We start from the raw sequence: 20753 nt of genomic DNA, 5'->3' as shown, positions 1-20753 counted from the left end.
GCAAGCCAGACACGGTACAACATGCACTACATATGTACCGCATCCGCAGCGAACAAAACTTTGAGACTGGCGGCTCTCATCCATTGAAGAGTCGCTTTCTCATGCAAACTGCAACTGCTGCGCCCACCCTGGCTCAACGGCATGCCGGCCAACAGGCCGAGTACGGGGCAATACTGACCGCGTTACGAGCCGTAAAGGCGAAAGCCTCGGACCTGCGTGGTTACTACCTGTCAACCCTGGCAGATTCGCCCCTGGCCCTTGAGTACGAACACGCGAAAACGCTTCTGCTCGCATTGTTCGAAGATAGCGGTGACAACGCTCTGTCTCAGCATCTTCGACCACTTAAAGGACTACTGACGGAAGTCAACGGTATCGCCGATCAGTGTGTGTTCTCGACGACCCGCAAGGATGGCACCGTCGATACACACATAATCCAGGATGTAACAGGTTCCACCAGAGAGATTCGAGCCTTTCAACGAACGCTTGTGGACATAGGTGGACACATACGCACCGACAGGGTGTTGCCCCTGTCGCAGGTCCTGAAGTATTACGGTCTCGCATTGCCAGCTGTACAGAATACGGACTCCCTGACCCGACTGATTGAAGAGGTGGATGAAAAACGCGCCATCCACCGATTGAACCTTGAACAGGGGCTGCAAATCAGTGTTCTGATAGAACCGCACGATCACACTGCGATTCACGACGTCATCAGCGAAGTTCTCACAGATGAGGCCGGCTCCGTCATCGACGCCCTGGCCAGTGAGATCGCGCCCCCCATGACACCACAGCAACTGGCCACCCAGCCCACCGCCTGCATTGAGCGCTTGCTCGACACTCCAAAGGCACAAGACCTGGCCAAACGCCTGCTGGAAACACTCAATTGGTACGGCGGCAGATCCGATGAAAAAACGGTGCCGGACATCGGCGCAAAGCTGCTGCTGGAAGCGTTGCGACTGTGGTACGAACTGCCGCACCCCGATCCGTCCCGGAAAATTGCCGGCTATCAATTGCAACAACGCGCCAACCAAGGCAAAAGCTACGCGGATATTCTCAAGCACTTCCGGCAACACCTGGAGGACTCACTTCGCACGACAACGCCGACCGAAACAGCGCTGCTGGGAAGGCTCTGTCAAACTGGGTTTCCAGTTGAATTTCAGGTGCGCGACATTCCTCACGACTTGCCCTATGCCACTTCTATCGTATGGGTCAATTTCGTTCACGGCGCCCATCTCGCTCATGCACTGGACCCCACCCTGCTGCAACGACTGACCTTCCAGCAAATCACCGATCTGCCGTTGAAGAAAAGCCAGAACGCCAGCGACGCCCTGCTCCAGTTGATCGCCCTGACGCGTATTCCAGCGGCGTTTACCTGGGCGCAGGCGACCAGTGCAGTGGAAGCGAGCGCGCAAACTGGCGATGTTCAGGAAAGCAGACTGAAAGCCTTGCAAGCGCTGGAGGACCACAAGGCACAGTTGAACGAAGCTATTGTCCAACTCGATATCGCACCCCCAAAACGGTTGAAGCTGGCGGAACAACAATTGGAGTTGGCATTGGCCAGCGAGTTTCACATGGACCCACTGAGCATCCGCGTGATGCGCGACCTGTACCGGTCGGGCAGGCGCGTTGAGCGCAGCCTTCTGGATACCCCGGACGTACCGCAGAAAACCTGGCCGTTGCCGGAGGTATACGCCTCGGGCGGCTTGAGCCCCGATCGCAAGTGGTACATCAGTAGTGACGGCAAAACCGCGGGGCATTGGATCAGACTGTCCTCTGACCGCAAGTTTGAATCAGGTGTGGCAGATCCCGCTGTTCGCCATAGCCTTTCGTTTCCAGACAACCGCACCCTGCCGGATATTGACGCTCTGTTCGACGAGCAATTCAATAGCTACCTCGCCAAATCAAAAGCAGCCTACGAAGGCCTGATCAAGAGTCTGTTGGTCTCACTGCCGTGGGACGATCGCAAGGCGCTGGAGCAGGGTGAAGTCAGGGTGCTCAGCCTCCGGGACGAAACCGGGCGCAAGGCTGAGGAAGAAACCGCAGCACACACGCTGCCGCTCAGGGCGCGCATGGGGTTTGTGCTGCAAGCCACTTACGGGAACGCCGTGCGCTTCTATGAGTGCCTGCCCCGTGCCGGCGTCATACGACCGCGCCCCGATGTGACAACCGCGCATGTCGGGGGTGTCCGTGGCAAGTTTTTGTTCCGCAACCGCCTTGTCGAGGAGGACTATGACTACTACATCGCCATACTCGCACGCCCCCTGCCATTCGACCGGGATGCCCATACAACCGGCACACCTGCGAAATCAGGAGCCAGCTGTAACGCGATCCTTGACCCACTCGGCGACGTCCTCCCCCCTACTCCAACGCCGTCGGCACATCACGACATTTCTCCCAATCTCACACTGACTTCTGCCCGTACGCGGCAAATTGCCTCCTTCATCGCAACCCACCTGTTTTATGTTGATGAACAGAATCTCCGTCGCGAAGCCTTGGGCGTCACGCAGTTCGAACGCGACCGCGACGAAAAACACTGGCTTCACAACCTCAAGGGATTCGTACCATTCTGGGGTAGCATCGAAGACCTTCAATCGGACCAGTTTGGTGATCGGGTCCTCGGCGCGATCGGCCTGGTGTTCGATATCGTGTCATTTGCGGTTCCCTTGGGTAAGTTCGCCGCAGGAAGCATCAGGCTGGCCGCGCGAGCCGGCGGATTGGGGATTCGCTCGACGCTGCCGCGAATGGTGCGGTTGTCCGGCAAACTGTTGACTTCGAGCTTGAAGAACCTCAACCCCCTGGACGGCTCGGTGGATCTGCTGCGGCTCACTGGCAGGGGCATAAAAGGAGCAGGACGTGCAGTCGTCTATCTGGAAAAAAGGGCGATGTTCCAATTGAAAAAACTCGCCGGCAAGGCCGATAGCTATGACTTTGTCAGCAGCCTGCCCCAGGTAACCGAACCGGGACGCTGGAAACCGCTGACGGACGCCGACCAGTTAGCCATCGTCAAAGGCATCGAAGATGTCCCCGTGCAAAAGATCGACGGCCACCATTACTTGCTTGACCCCCTGTCCACCCGCCCCTATGGCCCTCGGCTCTCTCCGCAGAACCATGAACTGTCACTCGGTCGCTCAAGCTACGGCACCGTGAAAAAAACCGACGACCTGGTCTTCGTCGAACTCCCGGAACAGGCGCATGCCCGCTACCAGTTCGACATCGATGGGCGCACGACAGTCTTCATCGACGACGTCCCCTACCGCCTGGATGGCGAAGAGTTGCGCCGCGTCGAGATGATCGATGACAACAGCCTCTGGTCACGGATACCGTGCCGACCAAGCCGCGCACCGGACAGTCCCGGCGATTGTCGTGCGAGCTATGTGAGCGGCGAACCGGCACCCACACCGCCGATTGGCACGATCGACAAAACCAAGGGTTATGCACCCTGGTTTGGCGACCGGATATCCGACGCCGCGGCATTGCCAGGTCATGAAGGTTCGTTTTTGGCGGTCGATGCCAAGCTCTATCGAATCGTGGACGACAGACCGACATTGTTTACCGGAAACCTGGCCCGTTTGGGCATCCCGGGCGGCAGGCTGGCGCCAAGGCAGCAGACCCAGGCCACGCTGCAGTTTCGCAAAGGCATTTTTGCACGCATCAAAGTTGACGGGACGTATGACGGGCTCAACGATTCGCAACGGGTCGGCGCGGTTCTCGTGCCTGCTGTCGATGAGTCTGCCGATTATGCGTTTTTCCGGGTCAATACCCGGGATTTCTACATGACGACGATTCCCAAAGGCCAGAAACCGCCTGTTACGCTGACTTTCAAGCGCCTGCAACCCGCCGAGATGGCCGAAGGAACGCTCGGGGCAGAGTTGTTGACCGTGTACGAAGGCGGGTTGATGGCCAACAACAACGCGCGCATCCACAAGCTCGAAGACATCGAACGCGCCATGACCACCATGGAAACCATCGCCATCCCCCTCGGCACCACCTCGAATCCACCCGCGAACATGAAGTGGCTGAAAGTGGACACCAGCCCCGGAGAGGCCTTGATGTACGATCACCGGACCCGAATGATTGTCGCGCAGCGGCCGGAAGGCGCTGCATCGTGGACTCGCAGCAAAGAGGCTTCCCAGGCGTTGCGGCAAAAAACGGCAGAAGTATTCGATACCCTGTTCCTGTCGCCGACCATCAACCCCAGGAATGCGGATGCTGCATTGCGAATCGACAGCGCGATGCAGAAACTGCAAAACCTATTGCCCAGATACGAACGCCCGTTTAATGCCAGGAACATTGCCTATGCCGACGTTACTACCGCGAACGGTAAACGCGAGGTCTATGTCAGCGTGTCGGGCGCCCGGGGCTCCACCACCCGACTACCATTGTTCCGTCATCTGGGTGCCAACCATGTACGGATCGGTGATACGACCTACATCAACATTGATTACAGTCTGACGTTTCCCAAGACGTCGCTGGACGTGACAACCGAAGGCAACCTGCTGGCCGTGCCTTTGACGATCAAGAACATCGGCAAATACCATCCGTCAATGGCCGCCCGCCCGACGTCACTGGACAGCGAAAGCAAGCTGATCCGCGTGCTTCGCGAGAAGTACCCCGACTCCGAAGAGCTGCGCTCCGTGGACATCGCCACGACCATGCGCCCTTGCGAGTCATGTTCCATGGTGATGAAAGAGTTCGGCCATGACGGCGGGGCAGACGCGTTGAAAGTGTTGTGGTCCTGAATTACAACTGCTGCAAATGCCCATACAGCTTGGCGTACAGCCCACCCTCGGCGATCAGTTGCTGGTGGTCGCCGTCCTCGGCAATTTGCCCGCCGTCGAACACCAGCACACGGTCAGCCTGTTTTACCGCCGAAAGACGGTGGGCGATGATCAACGTGGTGCGGTTGCTCAGGAAGCGCGCCAGGGCCTGGTGCAGGTTGTATTCGGTGGCGGCGTCCAGTGCCGAGGTGGCCTCGTCCAGAATCACCACCTTGGGTTCGGCCAGCACCATCCGGGCGATGGCCAGGCGTTGACGCTGCCCACCGGACAAACGCACGCCTGAGCGCCCGACGATGCTGTCCAGGCCATTGGGCAAATCCCGGACCGTGCCGTGTAATTGGGCGATTTCCAGTGCCTGCCAGCAGGCCTCGTCACTGCGCTCGCGGCCCATGGTCAGGTTGGCCCGGATGGTATCGTTGAACAGCGCCGGATGTTGCAGGACCACGGCAACATTTTCCCGCACGGTTTCCAGGCCGATCTCTTGCTGGGTCGAACCGCCGAAGCGAATGGTTCCGGCCAACGGCGTGTACAAGCCCAGCAGCAGTTGCACCAGCGTGCTCTTGCCGCCGCCACTGGCGCCGACGATCGCGACCTTTTCGCCAGGGGCGATGGACAGGTTCATTTTGTTCAGGACCAGTTCATCGCCGTAACCGAAGCTCAGCCCTTGTACTTCCAGCCCGACCGTCTCGCGACCGACGAAAGGGTCGACGCCGCCCGGGTATTCGGGCTCATCGGCTCGGGACAGCAGTTCATTGATCCGCGACAGCGCACCACCGGCAGCGTAGTAGGCATATTGCAGGTTCAGCAGTTGTTCCACCGGACCGATCATGAACCACAGGTAGCTGAACACCGCGAGCATCTGGCCGATGGAAAGGTCGGAAAACAGCACGGTGAGCATGGCCGCGGCCCGGAAAATATCGATGCCGAACTGGAACAGCAAACCGCTGGCCCGGTTCGACGCATCGGTTTTCCATTGCGAATTCACCGCATAGTCACGCACGTCCCGGGCGCGTTGCCCCAAGCGACCGAGGAAAAAACCCTGGCGGTTGCCGGCGCGAACTTCCTGGATGGCATCCAGGGTTTCGGTCAGCGCCTGGGTAAAACGCGAAGTGCTGTCGTTCTCGAGTTTCTTCAGGTGCTTGACCCGCTTGCCCAACTGCACCGTGGCGTAGATCACCAGCGGGTTGAACAGCAGAATCAGCAATGCCAGTTTCCAGTGCATCCACACCAGAATGCCCGCCGTGCCGACCAGGGTCAGCATGGCCACGAGGAAACGGCTGAGGGTTTCACCGACGAATTTGTCCAGCGTGTCCAGGTCGGTGACCAAATGCGTGGTCACCGTGCCACTGCCCAGGCTTTCATATTCGCCAAGGGAAATGCGCTTGAGACGCTCGATCAGGCGAATGCGAATGCGGTAGACGATGTCCTTGGCCAACCCGGCGAACAATTTCGCCTGCACCACGTTGAACAGCAACGCCATGCATCGCAGGGTCAAGGTCACCACCAGCATCAGGCCGATGTAGCCCGCGGCTTTCTGCCAGCCTTCGGGCAGCGCGTGGTTCATGATCTTCAGCGCGGCATCACCATGCCCCAGCAACACCTCGTCCACCAGCAACGGCAGGAGCAAGGGAATCGGCACGCTGCACAAGGTCGCCAGCACGGCCACGCCGTTGGCGATCCACAGGGATTTCTTGTGATGCAGGGCCAGGCGGCGGATTTCCGCCCAGCTCAGACGGTCGACACGTTTAGCGGTAGCAACATCATCGGGCAGGTCATGCACAGGCAGCGCGCTCCAGCCAGCGGCCGAGCAGCGGGGACAACTCGCTCAACGGCTGATAACCATTGGTCAGCAACGCCAACTGCCCATTTCGCTCAGCCAGCAACGTAGGAAAACCGGCGATGCCCAGGTCCTGGACCCAAGTGAAATCGGCAGATGTCGCGGCGTGCGTATCGGCACGGTCGAACGCGGCGGCGAATTCAATTCGCGGTAGACCGGCCTGCTCTGCCAGCTCCACCAGGACACTGGCGCGCGTGACATCGCGACCTTCAGCGTAAAAGGCGTGCTGAATCAGCCCGAGCAGTTTCCACGCACAATCCGGCGCCAGGTTGCGTGCAGTCACCAGCGCCCGGCAGGCAGGTTCGGTGTCGTAGACAAAACCGTCAGGCAACGCGCCTTCGCGCTTGAACGGCTGGCCGGTAGCCTCGGTGACCGCCTGCCAGTGTTCAAGAATGTAGCGCCGGGTGGCCGGCTCCAGCGCGGCGCCACTGCCGGTGCGCAAACCACCCACCACCAGATGCACGTCCACACCGGCGGCCGCCGCCTGCTCTACCAATGCGTTTGCAACCGGAGCAAAGCCCCAGCACCAGGAACACATCGGGTCCATCACATAGAGCAGGCGCGCAGACATGGTTCAGGCCTCGGAGGATGCTTGCTTGTAGTTGAAGCCGATCGGGTGAGGCTGGTTACGAGCCTTGGCCAGTTCGATCTGCTTCTGCCGGTCGATCGCACTGCGACGGGTCTTCTCACTCAGCTTATCCCAGCAATGCGGGCAACTGATGCCGGCCACGTAATGCTCGGACGCGCGGTCTTCCACGCTCACCGGCGTGCGGCAGGCATGACATTGATCGTAGTCGCCTTCGCTCAGGTCGTGACGAACGGTCACGCGGTTGTCGAACACGAAGCAGTCGCCCTGCCACTTGGTTTCTTCCTGCGGCACCTCTTCGAGGTACTTCAGGATGCCGCCCTTGAGGTGAAAAACCTCACCGTAGCCCTCGCTGAGCATGTAGCTCGAGGCCTTCTCGCAGCGGATGCCTCCGGTGCAGAACATCGCGACCTTCTTGTGCACGGCCGGGTCGAAGTTGGCTTTGATGTAATCGGGAAATTCGCGAAAACTGGTGGTTTTCGGGTCGATGGCGCCTTCGAAGGTACCGATCGAGACTTCGTAATCGTTACGGGTGTCGATCAACAGCACTTCGGGGTCGCTGATCAGCGCGTTCCAGTCCTGCGGATCGACGTAGGTGCCGACCTTTTTGTTCGGGTCCACGCCTTCCACGCCGAGGGTGACGATTTCTTTCTTGAGTTTGACTTTGGTGCGGTAGAACGGCTGATCAAAGCAGTACGACTCTTTATGGTCGATGTCGTCCATGCGCGGGTCGTTCTTGAGCCAGGCCATCAGCCCGTCGATGCCTTCACGGCTGCCGGACACGGTACCGTTGATGCCTTCCTCGGCAATCAGCAGGGTGCCTTTGATGCCGTTGTCGACCATCGCTTGCAGCAGGGGCTCGCGCAGGGCGACGTAATCTTCCAGGGTGACGAACTTATACAGTGCCGCCACGACAATCTGTTGTGTCATGGGTAAATCTCCAGGTGGCTACCCTCGTAAGGGGTGAACCGGATGCGAAAAAAAACGCGCCGGGTTAGCGGCGCGTTGGGCATTCTAACAAAAAGACAGCTTCAAGCGGCAAGCTTCAAGCCGCAAGATAAAACCAGGTCGTGTCAATCTTGCGGCTTGCGGCTTGCAGCTGTTTTTACTGCTTTTCTCCGCCCGCACAGGTCGGCGAGGCCGGGGCCGCGTCGATCTGTGCCCATTCCTCTGGCGTGTACGTATGCAGCGCCAACGCATGGAACTCGCCCATCAGCTCGCCGAGCGTGCCGTAGACTTTTTGGTGGCGCTTGACCCGGTTCAGGCCTTCGAACTGCGTACTGACCACCACAGCCTTGAAATGGGTTTGCAGCCCACGGCTATGCATATGGCTCTCATCCAGCACTTGCAGATGCTCGGGCTGAAGCAGGCCCAACGTCGATTCGATGCGTTGTTGCATGGTCATACCGAACTCCGCTTAAGGCTTTTTCTTGGCTGGAGCGGCCGCGTCTTTCGGCGTCAGCTCGGCGGTCATGTCAGCCAACAGCTTGTTGACCACCGGCACTGCGCTTTCCAGCTTGGCCTGGGTCATCTGGGCCGATTGCTGGGTCAGCTGAGGCATTTTTTCCAGGACTTTCTTGCCCAGTGGCGACTGGTAGAACGCAACCAGGTCCTTGAGCTCGGATTCGGTGAAGTTGGTGGTGTAGAGCTTGACCATGTCCGGCTTCAGCTTGTTCCAGCCAATGGCCTGGTCCAGAGCGGCGTTGGCCTTGGCCTGGTAGGTTTCCAGCACGGCCTTTTTCGACTCAGGGGCTTTGGTCTGTTCGAAACGCTGGGCAAACATCTGCTGTACTTGCATGTACACCGGGGTGCCCAGTTTGTCAGCGTGCGCCATGGTCAGGAAAGCCTCGGCACTGGCGTTATGGCTGGCGGTGTCGGCAAGAACCTGGCCGCTGGCGCAGACCAAAGCAACGGCGGTACAGATGGCACGAAGACGAGTCATCGAGTTTCCTTTTCTAGCTGGCGAGGTAAGACCCCAAGGGCGTCCATTCTGCGCCTAAAAAAGTGTGTCGCTCAACCCCAAGCCTTGTCGCACCTGATTTAGAGGGGTTGAATGGTCAAATTCAGACTGATGGAACCACGGCCGTCGATCACGGCCTAAACTGCGCAATCGGACCTACAGGAGTGAGCAAGATGAGCCGTATCGAAACCGACAGCCTCGGCCAGGTTGAAGTCCCGGATGAAGCCTATTGGGGCGCTCAGACGCAACGCTCGCTGATCAACTTCGCCATCGGCAACGAACGCATGCCGCTGGCCGTATTGCATGCCCTGGCGCTGATCAAGAAAGCCGCGGCACGGGTCAATGATCGCAACGGCGACGTGCCCGCCGATATCGCCCGTCTGATCGAACAGGCGGCCGACGAAGTGCTCGCCGGCGACCACGACGATCAGTTTCCGTTGGTGGTCTGGCAAACCGGCAGCGGCACCCAGAGCAACATGAACGTCAACGAAGTGATCGCCGGGCGCGCCAATGAGCTGGCCGGCAACCCCCGTGGCGGCAAGTCCCCGGTGCACCCCAACGATCACGTCAATCGCTCCCAGAGCTCCAACGATTGCTTCCCCACCGCCATGCACATCGCGGCCGTCCAGGCGGTGCAACAGCACTTGCTGCCGGCGATCAGCGAACTGTCCGGCGGGCTGGCCGAGCTGGCCGCCCGCAATATGAAACTGGTCAAGACCGGCCGAACCCACATGATGGATGCGACACCGATCAGCTTCGGTCAGGAAATCTCGGCCTTCATTGCGCAACTCGATTACGCCGAGCGGGCGATCCGCAGCGCACTGCCCGCGGTCTGCGAGCTGGCCCAGGGCGGAACGGCCGTCGGCACCGGGCTGAACTCACCCCACGGCTTCGGTGAGGCCATCGCCGCGGAATTGGCCGCCCTCTCCGGATTGCCGTTTATCACCGCGCCGAACAAGTTCGCCGCGCTGGCCGGACATGAACCGCTGACCACGCTGTCCGGCGCGCTGAAAACCCTCGCGGTGACGCTGATGAAAGTCGCCAACGATCTGCGCCTGCTGGGTTCCGGCCCGCGCGCCGGCTTCGCCGAAGTCAGGCTGCCGGCCAATGAGCCGGGCAGTTCCATCATGCCGGGCAAGGTCAACCCGACCCAGTGCGAAGCGCTGTCGATGCTGGCCTGCCAGGTGTTGGGCAATGACGTCGCCATCGGCTTTGCCGCCAGTCAGGGCCACTTGCAGTTGAACGTGTTCAAACCGGTGATCATCCATAACCTGCTGCAATCGATCCGTTTGCTGGCTGATGGCTGCAGCAACTTCCAGCAGCACTGCGTGGCCGGTCTGGAGCCGGATGCGGAAAAAATGGCTGAACACCTGGAGCGTGGCTTGATGCTGGTGACGGCGCTCAACCCGCACATTGGCTATGACAAATCGGCGGAGATCGCCAAGAAGGCCTACAGCGAAGGACTGACCTTGCGCGAGGCGGCGTTGCAGCTCGGGTATCTGACTGACGAAGAGTTCGATGCGTGGGTGAGGCCGGAAAATATGCTGGAGGCTGGGGCCAAGGGCTGAATCTTTAGCGCCTGATAGTCCGTCTTCGCGGGCAAGCCACGCTCCCACAGGTTTTGCGTCGTCCACAAAGTTGATGAACGACTCGAAACCTGTGGGAGCGTGGCTTGCCCGCGATGAACGATGACGCGGTCTAACTGGCTGCCATTCGCACCTTCCGCGCCTTCAATCCGGCAATCAACGATGGCCCCAACGCCACCAGCGCCGACCCCAGCACCACCAGCACCGCGCCGCCATATCCCAGACCATTGATCGTCTCGGCATGCACATAGTCGGGCCACAGCCACGCAGCCATGGCAACCGCGGCAAAAGTCACCAACGGCGTAATGGCCAGCGTCGCACTGACCCGGGAAGCTTCCCAATGGGCCAGGGCCTCGGCAAACGCGCCATAGGCAATCAGGGTATTCAGACAGCACGCCAGCAGCAACCAACCCTGCAACGGGTTCAATTGCAACGCTTCGAGCGGATGCACCCACGGCGTCAACAGCGCCGCGCAAAACAGGTAGATCACCATCATCACCTGCAGCGAATTCCACACCGTCAGCAATTGCTTCTGCCCCAGGGCATAGAAGGTCCAGACCGTGGACGCCAACAGCACCAGCAGCACGCCGGCGGTGTAGTCGGTCAGCGACGTGAGCAACTCACTCAAGCGCTGGTTGAAAAACAGCGCAAAGCCGATCAGCAGCACCAGCAGGCCAATCCCCTGCCCCAGGCTGAAACGTTCCTTGAACACAAAAAGACTGGCGATCAGCAGCATGATCGGGCCCATCTGCACCACCAGTTGCGCGGTGCCGGGGCTGAGCAGGTTCAGGCCCATCAGATACAACACATAGTTACCGACCAGGCCGAGCACCGCCATCAGCACCAGCCAGCCGCCACGAGGTCCGAGCACTTTGCGGCTGGGCAGGCGCCTGGTGGCTGCCAGGTAAATGAACAGGCAGCCGCCGGATACCAGCAGGCGAAACCAGGTCACCGTCACCGGGTCCATCACCAGCAACACTTGCTTGAGTTTGATCGGCAGGATTCCCCACAACAGCGCGGTCAACAAGGCCAGGAACAGACCGTAACCCCAGCGACCCGATGAAATGTGCATGTGAACCCCAACGCCAACTGACAGGAGTCGTCATTCTAGGCTCGCAGCGGTGGCGTACACAGGCACAGTTTCGGTCTGGCCGCGAATGAAACTGTGCAGGTCGTAATCTTCAGGTGATGTTTTTTGACCGTGGTGCCCCCATCGCGAGCAGGCTCGCGATGGCTGTCTAACTGACAACGAGAAATATGGAGGCTTAACGCACCGTTTCAAACAACCCGGTTGCCCCCATCCCGCCACCCACGCACATGGTGACGATGCCGTACCGCAGATTGCGTCGCTGCAATTCACGAACCAGATGCCCGACCTGGCGCGAGCCGGTCATGCCGAACGGGTGACCAATGGAAATCGAACCACCGTTGACGTTGTAGCGGGCGTTGTCGATTTCCAGGCGGTTGCGGCTGTACAGGCACTGTGAGGCAAATGCTTCGTTGAGTTCCCACAGGTCGATGTCGTCAATCCGCAAGCCTTTGGCCTTGAGCAGTTTCGGTACCGAAAACACCGGACCGATACCCATTTCGTCCGGTGCGCAACCGGCCACGGTAAAGCCGCGGAAGAACGCTTTCGGCTTGAGCCCCAGTCCCAGTGCTTTCTCCAGGCTCATCACCAGGGTCATGGACGCGCCGTCAGACAGCTGCGACGAGTTGCCCGCCGTGACCGAGCCATCTTCGGCGAACACCGGTTTCAACCCGGCCAGGCTTTCCAGGGTGGTGTCCGGGCGGTTGCAGTCATCGCGGTCGACGATGCCGTCGAGGATCTGTGCTTGACCTGTGGCCTTGTCTTCGACGCGGTACTTCACCGCCATCGGCACGATTTCATCGGTGAACAGCCCGGCGGCCTGAGCCTCTGCGGTACGCTGCTGGCTCTGCAGCGCGTACAGGTCCTGCTCTTGGCGGCTGACGCCGTACCGACGCGCGACGATTTCAGCAGTCTGGCCCATCGGGAAGTAGATGCCCGGCACCTGTTCCTTGAGCAGCGGGTTGATCAGGTTGTCGGTATTGACGCTCTTCATGGTCAGGCTGATGGACTCGACGCCGCCGGCGACGATGATGTCGCTGCAACCCGAAGCGATCTGGTTGGCGGCAATGGCGATCGCCTGCAAGCCCGAGGAACAGAACCGGTTGAGGGTCATGCCGGCCGTGCCGATGCCCAGGCGCGACAGCACCGCGACATTGCGACCGATATTGAAACCCTGGGCGCCTTCGTTGGAGCCGGCGCCAACGATGCAGTCCTCGACGCTCGCCGGATCGATACCGGAGCGCGCCAACAGTGCATCGACACAGTGTGCCGCCATGTCGTCCGGGCGGGTCATGTTGAATTTACCGCGAAAGGATTTGGCCAGGCCGGTCCGCACGCTGTCGACGATCACCACTTCACGCATGGCATACCTCATTGTTGTTATCGGTTGAGAGTGGACCGAGCATAAGTCCAGCTCTTCACCGACCGCGACAATTATTCACCTCGCGTATGCGTAACCATCGCTTCAATCCTTGTCCTTACGCTTCTTGTGCTCTTGTCGGTCGGATGTTTCGAAAGCCTCTTCCAGTGCCCGGTTGATGGTGCGCAGCACCTTGACCCGTGCCCAGCGCTTGTCGTTGGCTTCCACCAGAGTCCATGGCGCAATCTCGGTGCTGGTACGGTCGACCATGTCACCGACCGCCGCGCGATAGTCATCCCATTTTTCACGGTTGCGCCAGTCATCTTCAGTGATCTTGAAGCGCTTGAAGGGAATCTTTTCGCGCTCCTCGAAGCGCTCCAGTTGCGTCTGTTTGTCGATGGACAGCCAGAACTTGACCACGATCACACCGGCGTCGGTGAGCTGTTCCTCGAAATCGTTGATCTCGCTGTAGGCGCGCAGCCAGTCTGCCGGGCTGCAAAAACCTTCGATGCGCTCCACCAACACCCGGCCATACCAGGAACGGTCGAACACGGTGAACTTGCCCCGGGCCGGCAGGTGCCGCCAGAAGCGCCACAGATACGGTTGCGCCCGTTCTTCTTCGGTGGGCGCGGCAATCGGCACGATGCTGTACTGGCGCGGATCAAGTGCTGCCGCGACCCGGCGGATCGCCCCGCCCTTGCCGGCTGCGTCGTTGCCCTCGAACACCGCCACCAGCGCGTGGCGGCGCATGCGTTTGTCACGCATCAACCCGGAAAACCGCGCCTGCTCGGTGATCAGCTGTTCTTCGTAATCTTCCTTGTCCAAGTGCAGGGTCAGGTCCAGGCTGTCGAGCAGGTTCACTTGATCGACACTGGGGAACACTGGCGCGGCGCTGACCTTTTCCGGATGGATCGTCGGTCGCTGCAATGCGCCCTGCAGGCCCGCCAGTAGAATCCGCCCCACGGCCAGGCTCCGATAATGGGCATCCGCCCCGGCGATCACATGCCAGGGTGCATAGTCGCGGCTGGTGCGGCGCAGCACCCGCTCGCCATACTTCACGAACCTGTCGTACGTTTCCGACTGCTGCCAGTCCAGCGGGCTGATGCGCCAGCTGTGCAGCGGGTCGTCGGCCAGCGCCTTGAGGCGTGCCTTCATTTGCTTCTTGGAGAGGTGAAACCAGAACTTGAAGATCAGCGCACCTTCATCGCACAGCATCTTTTCCAGGCGCTCGGCGGCATTGATCGCCTGGTCCAGACGCGGATCCTTGAACTCGCCATGGACCCGTCCCTGCAGCATCTGGCTGTACCAGTTGCCGAAGAAAATCCCCATGCGCCCCTTGGCCGGGAGCATCCGCCAGTACCGCCAGGCCGGCGGCCGCGCCAGCTCTTCGTCGGTTTGCTGGTCGAACGTGCGGACCTCGATCAAGCGCGGGTCCATCCACTCGTTGAGCACCTTGATCGTCTCGCCCTTGCCAGCACCTTCGATGCCATTGATCAAAATGATCACCGGAAAGCGGCGTTGCTGCTGCAATTCGAATTGCGCTTCGAGCAACGCTTCGCGCAGGGCCGGGACTTCGGCGTCGTAGGTTTCTTTGTCGATGGCGTGATCGATTTCGGCGGATTCAAACATGAGCGGCTCCCTTCCAGATGTGAGCAAGACTAGCGGATTGAACTGAAGGCCAGCAGAGATTCTCCCGGTCTCGGCCAATGCATACCTTGCCACGGATCAAGCACCGCCCCCGTGATCGGCTAGAATGGCGGCCTTGCCGTTGCCGAGCCTGCCATGAAACCTGTATTGCCCCACGCCCAGCTCGACTGGGACGACCAAGGTCGCCCGTATTCGCGAGTGTTCGACGATGTGTATTTCTCCGACCAGTCGGGCCTGGACGAAACCCGCTATGTCTTTATTGAGCAGAACCGCTTGGCGGAACGCTTTGCGGCCTTGCCCGAGGGCGGACGGCTGGTCATCGGGGAAACGGGGTTCGGCACCGGGCTGAATTTTCTGTGTGCCTGGCAGGTGTTCGAGCAACACGCCGCGGCCGGTGCGCGGCTGCATTTTGTCAGCGTCGAGAAGTACCCGTTGAGCCCGGCCGACCTGCAACGAGCCCTGGCGCTGTGGCCGGAACTCAAGGTGTTTGCCGATCAACTGCTTGAGCAGTACGTGGCCATCCATCAGGGCTTTCAGCGCCTGACGCTGGACCACGGCCGCGTGACCCTGACGCTGCTGATCGGCGATGCACTGGAGCAACTGCCGCAACTCGATGCCCGAATCGACGCCTGGTTCCTCGACGGTTTCGCCCCGGCGAAGAACCCCGACATGTGGACCGCCGAACTGTTTGCCGAGCTGGCTCGCCTGGCCGCTCCCGGTGCATCCATCAGCACCTTCACCAGCACCGGCTGGGTGCGGCGCCTGCTCAACGCCGCCGGCTTCAAGATGAAACGCACCCCCGGCATCGGCCACAAATGGGAGATCCTGCGCGGCGAGTTCCTCGGCTGGCCCCAGGAAACGCCGGCCCCGGCCCTGGATAAACCCTGGTTTGCCCGCCCGACCCCGTTGACCGGCGAGCGCCAGGCACTGGTGATCGGTGCCGGCCTGGCCGGTTGTGCCAGCGCCGCCAGCCTCGCCGCGCGGGGCTGGCAAGTGACAGTGCTGGAGCGCCACGACGACATCGCCCAGGAAGCCTCGGGCAACCCGCAGGGCGTGCTCTACCTGAAGTTATCTGCCCATGGCACGGCGCTGTCGCAAATGATCGTCAGCGGATTCGGCTACACCCGACGCCTGCTCGAACACTTGCAACGGGGCCGCGACTGGGACGATTGCGGCGTGTTGCAACTGGCCTTCAATGCCAAGGAAGCCGAACGCCAGGTGCAATTGGCCGCGGCGTTTGCGCCGGACTTGCTGCACCTGCTGGATCAACCCGAGGCACAGGCCGTGGCCGGTATCGGGCTGGCACAGGGGGGCCTGTTCTATCCCGAAGGCGGCTGGGTCCACCCACCGGCGCTGTGCCAGTGGCAGGCTGCGCATCCACAGATTCAATTGCTCACCCATCACGATGCGCTGGAACTGCGCAAGGTTGAAGGCCGTTGGCAAGCCTGGGACGGCGAGCGATTGCTTGCCGACGCCCCCGTGGTGGTGCTCGCCGGCGCAGCCGAAATCCAGCGTTTCCCCGAGAGCGCCGAGTTGCCGCTCAAACGCATTCGCGGGCAAATCACCCGCCTGGCGCAAACCCCGCAAAGCCAGGCCCTGAGCACCGTGGTGTGTGCCGAAGGCTATGTCGCCCCCGCCCGTTTGGGCGAACACACCCTGGGGGCCAGTTTCGATTTCAAGAGCGATGACCTGACGCCGACCACGGCAGAACACCTGGGCAACCTGGCCATGCTCGAAGAGATTTCCCACGATCTGGTCGAGCGGCTGGAGATCGAACACCTCGACCCCGAGCATCTCCAGGGTCGCGCTGCATTTCGCTGCACCAGCCCCGACTACTTGCCAATCGTCGGCCCATTGGCCGACACCCAGGCATTCACTCAGGCGTATGCGGCGCTGGGTAAGGATGCCCGGCAGGTGCCGGACGTCGAATGCCCATGGCTTGACGGTTTGTACGTCAACAGCGGCCACGGCTCTCGCGGTCTGATCACCGCGCCGCTGTCCGGTGAACTGCTGGCGGCGTGGCTGGACAACGAACCCCTGCCGTTGCCCAGAAGCGTGGCCGAAGCCTGTCACCCCAACCGGTTTGCCCTGCGGCGCCTGATCCGGGGCAAGTAGTCGATACAGCAGTCGAAGTTGCTCTCACAAGGGCATTCGGCCGCGGTCAGTCGCGCATATAACTCATCGATCTAAAACTCCCCTTACCGAGGAGGGTCACTTTCTGAGTACCCGCCGTTTGGGCGCGGTATCGATCGACCCTCCCCAACGGAAAAACCGGTAAGGAATTTATGTGCGGATTAGCTGGCGAGTTACGTTTTGATCATCAACCTGCAGACCTTGCAGCCATTGAACGAATCACCCATCACCTGGCCCCCCGCGGCCCCGACGCCTGGGGCTTTCATAGCCAGGGGCCGGTTGCCCTGGGCCATCGGCGCCTGAAAATCATGGACCTGTCGGACGGCTCGGCGCAGCCGATGATCGACCCGCAACTGGGCTTGTCCCTGGCCTTCAACGGGGCGATCTACAACTTTCCGGAACTGCGCGCGGAACTTGAAAACCTGGGTTACGCCTTCTATTCCGGTGGTGATACCGAAGTGTTGCTCAAGGGCTATCACGCCTGGGGCGAAGCGCTGCTGCCAAAACTCAACGGCATGTTTGCCTTCGCCGTTTGGGAGCGCGATGCCCAACGCCTGTTCATCGCCCGCGACCGACTCGGCGTGAAACCGCTGTACCTGTCGCGCACCGGCCAGCGCCTGCGCTTTGCCTCGGCGCTGCCGGCATTGCTCAAGGGCGGCGACATCAATCCGCTCCTCGATCCGGTGGCGCTCAATCAATATCTGAATTTCCACTCCGTGGTCCCGGCACCGCGCACCTTGCTGGCGGGCATTGAAAAACTGCCGCCGGCCACCTGGATGCGCATCGAAGCCGATGGCCGCACCGAGCAGAAAACCTGGTGGACCCTGCCCTATGGCCCTCACCCCGATGAAACGGATCTGACCCTCGAAGACTGGCGCGACCGTGTGCTCGACAGCACCCGCGAAGCGGTCGCCATCCGCCAACGCGCGGCAGTGGATGTCGGCGTGCTGTTGTCCGGTGGCGTCGATTCAAGCCTGCTGGTGGGCCTGTTGCGGGAAGTCGGCGTGGACAACCTGTCGACCTTCTCCATCGGCTTCCAGGATGCCGGCGGCGAGCGTGGGGACGAGTTTCAATACTCCGACCTGATCGCCCGACACTACGGCACGCAGCACCATCAACTGCGTATCGATGAAAAAGAGATCATCGAACAACTGCCCGCCGCGTTCCGCGCCATGAGCGAACCGATGGTCAGCCATGACTGCATCGCCTTCTACCTATTGTCCCGGGAAGTGGCCAAACACTGCAAAGTCGTCCAAAGCGGCCAGGGCGCCGACGAACTGTTCGCCGGTTACCACTGGTATCCGCAAGTGGACGGCGCGAGCGATCCGTATACCGCGTACCGCGAAGCGTTTTTCGACCGCAGTTACGACGACTACGCCGCCACCGTGCAACCGAAATGGCTGACTGCGAATGACGCCGCCGGTGACTTCGTCAAAGCCCATTTCGCCCAGCCCGGTGCCGATGCGACGGTGGACAAGGCCCTGCGTCTGGACAGCACGGTGATGCTGGTGGACGACCCGGTCAAACGCGTCGACAACATGACCATGGCCTGGGGCCTGGAAGCGCGCACGCCGTTTCTCGACTACCGCCTGGTGGAGCTGTCGGCACGGATTCCGGGGCGTTTCAAACTGCCGGACGGCGGCAAGCAAGTCTTGAAAGAAGCTGCGCGACAAGTGATTCCCAGTGAAGTGATCGACCGCAAGAAAGGTTACTTCCCGGTGCCGGGCCTCAAGCATTTGCAGGGCGATACGCTGGAATGGGTGCGCGAGCTGCTGCTCGATCCCAGCCAGGATCGCGGCCTGTTCAACCCCGCGATGCTCGACCGTCTGCTGACTGATCCACAGGGGCAATTGACGCCGTTGCGCGGCTCCAAGCTGTGGCAACTGGCGGCCCTCAACCTGTGGCTCAACGAACAAGGAATCTGACCGATGAAACCTCACGCCACGGCTTTCAGCCAACGCCTGTTGCGCGGCCAGTCGCCTTCCTACGAACGCTTGCAGGCACGTCTGGCCGAGGATGGCAGTGAACTCGGCGGGGCGCCGATTGCCGTGCATTGCGGCTGGGGCCGCTTGCTGATCGGCCATACCTTTGCCGATGCCGCGAGCCTCGCAAGCGAGTTGCTCAACGAGCAGCCCGGCGAGCGGGACATTGCCCTGTACGTCGCCGCACCCCAGCAAGTACTGGGGCTTGAGCCGACGCAGCTGTTCCTCGACCCGTCCGATACCTTGCGCCTGTGGTTCAGCGACTACCGTCAGGCGACCCGGGTATTTCGTGGTTTTCGCATTCGACGCGCGCAAAGCGATACCGACTGGCAGGCGATCAATCAGCTGTACCAGGCCCGCGGCATGCTGCCGATCGATGCCACCCTGCTCACTCCGCGTCATCTGGGCGGCCCGGTGTACTGGCTGGCCGAAGACGAGGACAGCGGCGCGGTCATCGGCAGCGTCATGGGCCTCAACCACCACAAGGCCTTCAACGACCCGGAAAACGGCAGCAGCCTGTGGTGCCTGGCGGTCGACCCGCATTGTGCGCGGCCGGGTGTCGGTGAAGTGCTGGTGCGGCATTTGATCGAACACTTCATGAGTCGCGGGCTCGCCTGCCTCGACCTGTCGGTACTGCACGACAACCGCCAGGCGAAAAGCCTCTACGCCAAGCTCGGTTTTCGCAACCTGACGACCTTCGCCATCAAGCGCAAGAACGGCATCAATCAGCCGCTGTTTCTCGGGCCCGGCCCGGAAGCCGCGTTCAACCCCTACGCACGGATCATTGTCGAGGAAGCACACCGTCGTGGCATCGATGTGCACGTCGATGACGCCGACGCCGGGATGTTCACCCTCAGCCATGGCGGGCGCCGGGTACGCTGCCGTGAATCCCTGAGCGACCTGACCAGCGCCGTCAGCATGACCCTGTGCCAGGACAAAAGCCTGACCCACAAAGTCCTCAAGGCTGCCGGGTTGAAACTGCCGGCGCAGCAACTGGCGGGTAACGCCGATGACAATCTGGCGTTCCTCGATGAACACCAACGCGTGGTGGTCAAGCCACTGGATGGTGAACAGGGCCAAGGGGTGGCGGTGGATTTGCGCACCATCGAGGAGGTGCAGCAAGCCATAGAAGCCGCTCGCCACTTCGACAGCCGCGTGCTGCTGGAAAGTTTCCACGAGGGCCTGGACCTGCGCATTGTGGTGATCGGTTTTGAAGTGGTCGCCGCCGCCATTCGCCGGCCGGCCGAAGTGGTCGGCGACGGCCAGCACTCCATCGGTGCATTGATCGAAGCCCAGAGCCGGCGGCGACAAGCGGCCACGGATGGCGAAAGCAAGATCCCGCAGGACCAGGAAACCCAGCGCACCTTGCGTGCCGCCGGTTACGAATACAGCAGCATTCTGCCGGCCGGCGAACACCTGTTCGTACGGCGCACGGCGAACCTTCATACCGGCGGCGTGCTTGAAGACGTCACGGCGATCCTGCATCCGACGCTGGTGGACGCCGCCATCCGCGCGGCCCGAGCCCTGGACATTCCCATGGTCGGCCTCGACCTGATGGTGTCCGCCGCTGACCAGCCGAACTATGTGTTTATCGAAGCCAACGAACGGGCCGGGCTGGCCAACCACGAACCGCAGCCCACGGCGGAGCGGTTTGTGGATTTGTTGTTTCCGTACAGTCAGCCGGTGGTCTCTTAGTGATGCGTTGTCTGGACTGATGCCATCGCGAGCAGGCTCGCTCCCACCTTTGATCGCGTTCCCCCTGTAGGAGCGAGCCTGCTCGCGAAGGCGGCCGTACAGGCG

At 61.0% G+C, this 20753-nt stretch carries 13 protein-coding genes; 5 read left to right on the top strand and 8 right to left on the bottom strand.

Annotation, left to right across the window (positions count from 1 at the left end):
- Window positions 1–101 precede the first annotated feature (101 nt).
- Complete coding sequence (locus KGA85_RS27710; RefSeq protein WP_223543546.1) at window positions 102–4736, top strand: hypothetical protein; 4635 nt, start codon at window positions 102–104, stop codon at window positions 4734–4736.
- 1 nt (window position 4737) lies between these two features.
- Here the strand turns inward: KGA85_RS27710 and KGA85_RS27705 are convergent, their stop codons facing one another.
- From KGA85_RS27705 to KGA85_RS27685, 5 genes are all read right to left on the bottom strand, one after another.
- Window positions 4738–6555, bottom strand: coding sequence for an ABC transporter ATP-binding protein (locus tag KGA85_RS27705; RefSeq protein WP_223456218.1), 1818 nt, complete (start codon window positions 6553–6555; stop codon window positions 4738–4740).
- The gene (locus KGA85_RS27700) at window positions 6548–7150 is read right to left on the bottom strand and encodes a DsbA family protein (protein WP_223456303.1); all 603 of its coding nucleotides are present in this window, start codon (window positions 7148–7150) and stop codon (window positions 6548–6550) included. The genes KGA85_RS27705 and KGA85_RS27700 overlap by 8 nt, the downstream gene beginning before the upstream one ends.
- 36 nt (window positions 7151–7186) lie before the next feature.
- Entirely contained in the window at window positions 7187–8128 is a 942-nt protein-coding gene (locus tag KGA85_RS27695) for a rhodanese-related sulfurtransferase (protein WP_223456217.1), read from the bottom strand.
- A 175-nt stretch (window positions 8129–8303) separates the two neighbouring features.
- Window positions 8304–8603 carry a BolA family protein gene (locus KGA85_RS27690; RefSeq protein WP_223456216.1) on the bottom strand — a complete coding sequence of 100 codons (300 nt, stop codon included), beginning with the start codon at window positions 8601–8603 and terminating at the stop codon, window positions 8304–8306.
- A gap of 12 nt (window positions 8604–8615) precedes the next feature.
- Window positions 8616–9140 carry a DUF2059 domain-containing protein gene (locus KGA85_RS27685; RefSeq protein WP_007997268.1) on the bottom strand — a complete coding sequence of 175 codons (525 nt, stop codon included), beginning with the start codon at window positions 9138–9140 and terminating at the stop codon, window positions 8616–8618.
- A 191-nt stretch (window positions 9141–9331) separates the two neighbouring features.
- On the opposite strand from KGA85_RS27685, the gene KGA85_RS27680 reads away from it, so the two are divergent.
- The gene (locus KGA85_RS27680) at window positions 9332–10726 is read left to right on the top strand and encodes a class II fumarate hydratase (protein ID WP_223456215.1); all 1395 of its coding nucleotides are present in this window, start codon (window positions 9332–9334) and stop codon (window positions 10724–10726) included.
- Window positions 10727–10856: 130 nt separating this feature from the next.
- Here KGA85_RS27680 and KGA85_RS27675 read toward each other — a convergent pair whose 3' ends face one another.
- From KGA85_RS27675 to pap, 3 genes are all read right to left on the bottom strand, one after another.
- A complete protein-coding gene (locus KGA85_RS27675) occupies window positions 10857–11816 on the bottom strand; it encodes a DMT family transporter (RefSeq protein ID WP_223456214.1) in 960 nt (319 codons plus the stop codon).
- 193 nt (window positions 11817–12009) lie between these two features.
- Entirely contained in the window at window positions 12010–13194 is a 1185-nt protein-coding gene (locus KGA85_RS27670) for a thiolase family protein (RefSeq protein ID WP_223456213.1), read from the bottom strand.
- A 102-nt stretch (window positions 13195–13296) separates the two neighbouring features.
- Window positions 13297–14820: a polyphosphate:AMP phosphotransferase gene (gene pap, locus KGA85_RS27665; protein ID WP_223456212.1), complete on the bottom strand. Its 1524-nt coding sequence runs from the start codon at window positions 14818–14820 to the stop codon at window positions 13297–13299.
- A 153-nt stretch (window positions 14821–14973) separates the two neighbouring features.
- Between pap and mnmC the strand changes: the two genes are divergently transcribed.
- From mnmC to ngg, 3 genes are all read left to right on the top strand, one after another.
- Entirely contained in the window at window positions 14974–16953 is a 1980-nt protein-coding gene (mnmC, locus tag KGA85_RS27660; RefSeq protein WP_223543545.1) for a bifunctional tRNA (5-methylaminomethyl-2-thiouridine)(34)-methyltransferase MnmD/FAD-dependent 5-carboxymethylaminomethyl-2-thiouridine(34) oxidoreductase MnmC, read from the top strand.
- Window positions 16954–17123: 170 nt separating this feature from the next.
- Window positions 17124–18896 (top strand): N-acetylglutaminylglutamine amidotransferase, encoded by a 1773-nt coding sequence (locus KGA85_RS27655; RefSeq protein ID WP_223543544.1) that lies wholly within the window; start codon window positions 17124–17126, stop codon window positions 18894–18896.
- A gap of 3 nt (window positions 18897–18899) precedes the next feature.
- Entirely contained in the window at window positions 18900–20648 is a 1749-nt protein-coding gene (gene ngg / locus KGA85_RS27650) for an N-acetylglutaminylglutamine synthetase (RefSeq protein ID WP_223533260.1), read from the top strand.
- Window positions 20649–20753 lie beyond the last annotated feature (105 nt).

It is taken from the genome of Pseudomonas sp. GL-B-12, assembly GCF_019955895.1.
GTDB lineage: Bacteria > Pseudomonadota > Gammaproteobacteria > Pseudomonadales > Pseudomonadaceae > Aquipseudomonas.
This window is presented reverse-complemented; position numbering and strand designations above follow the sequence as displayed.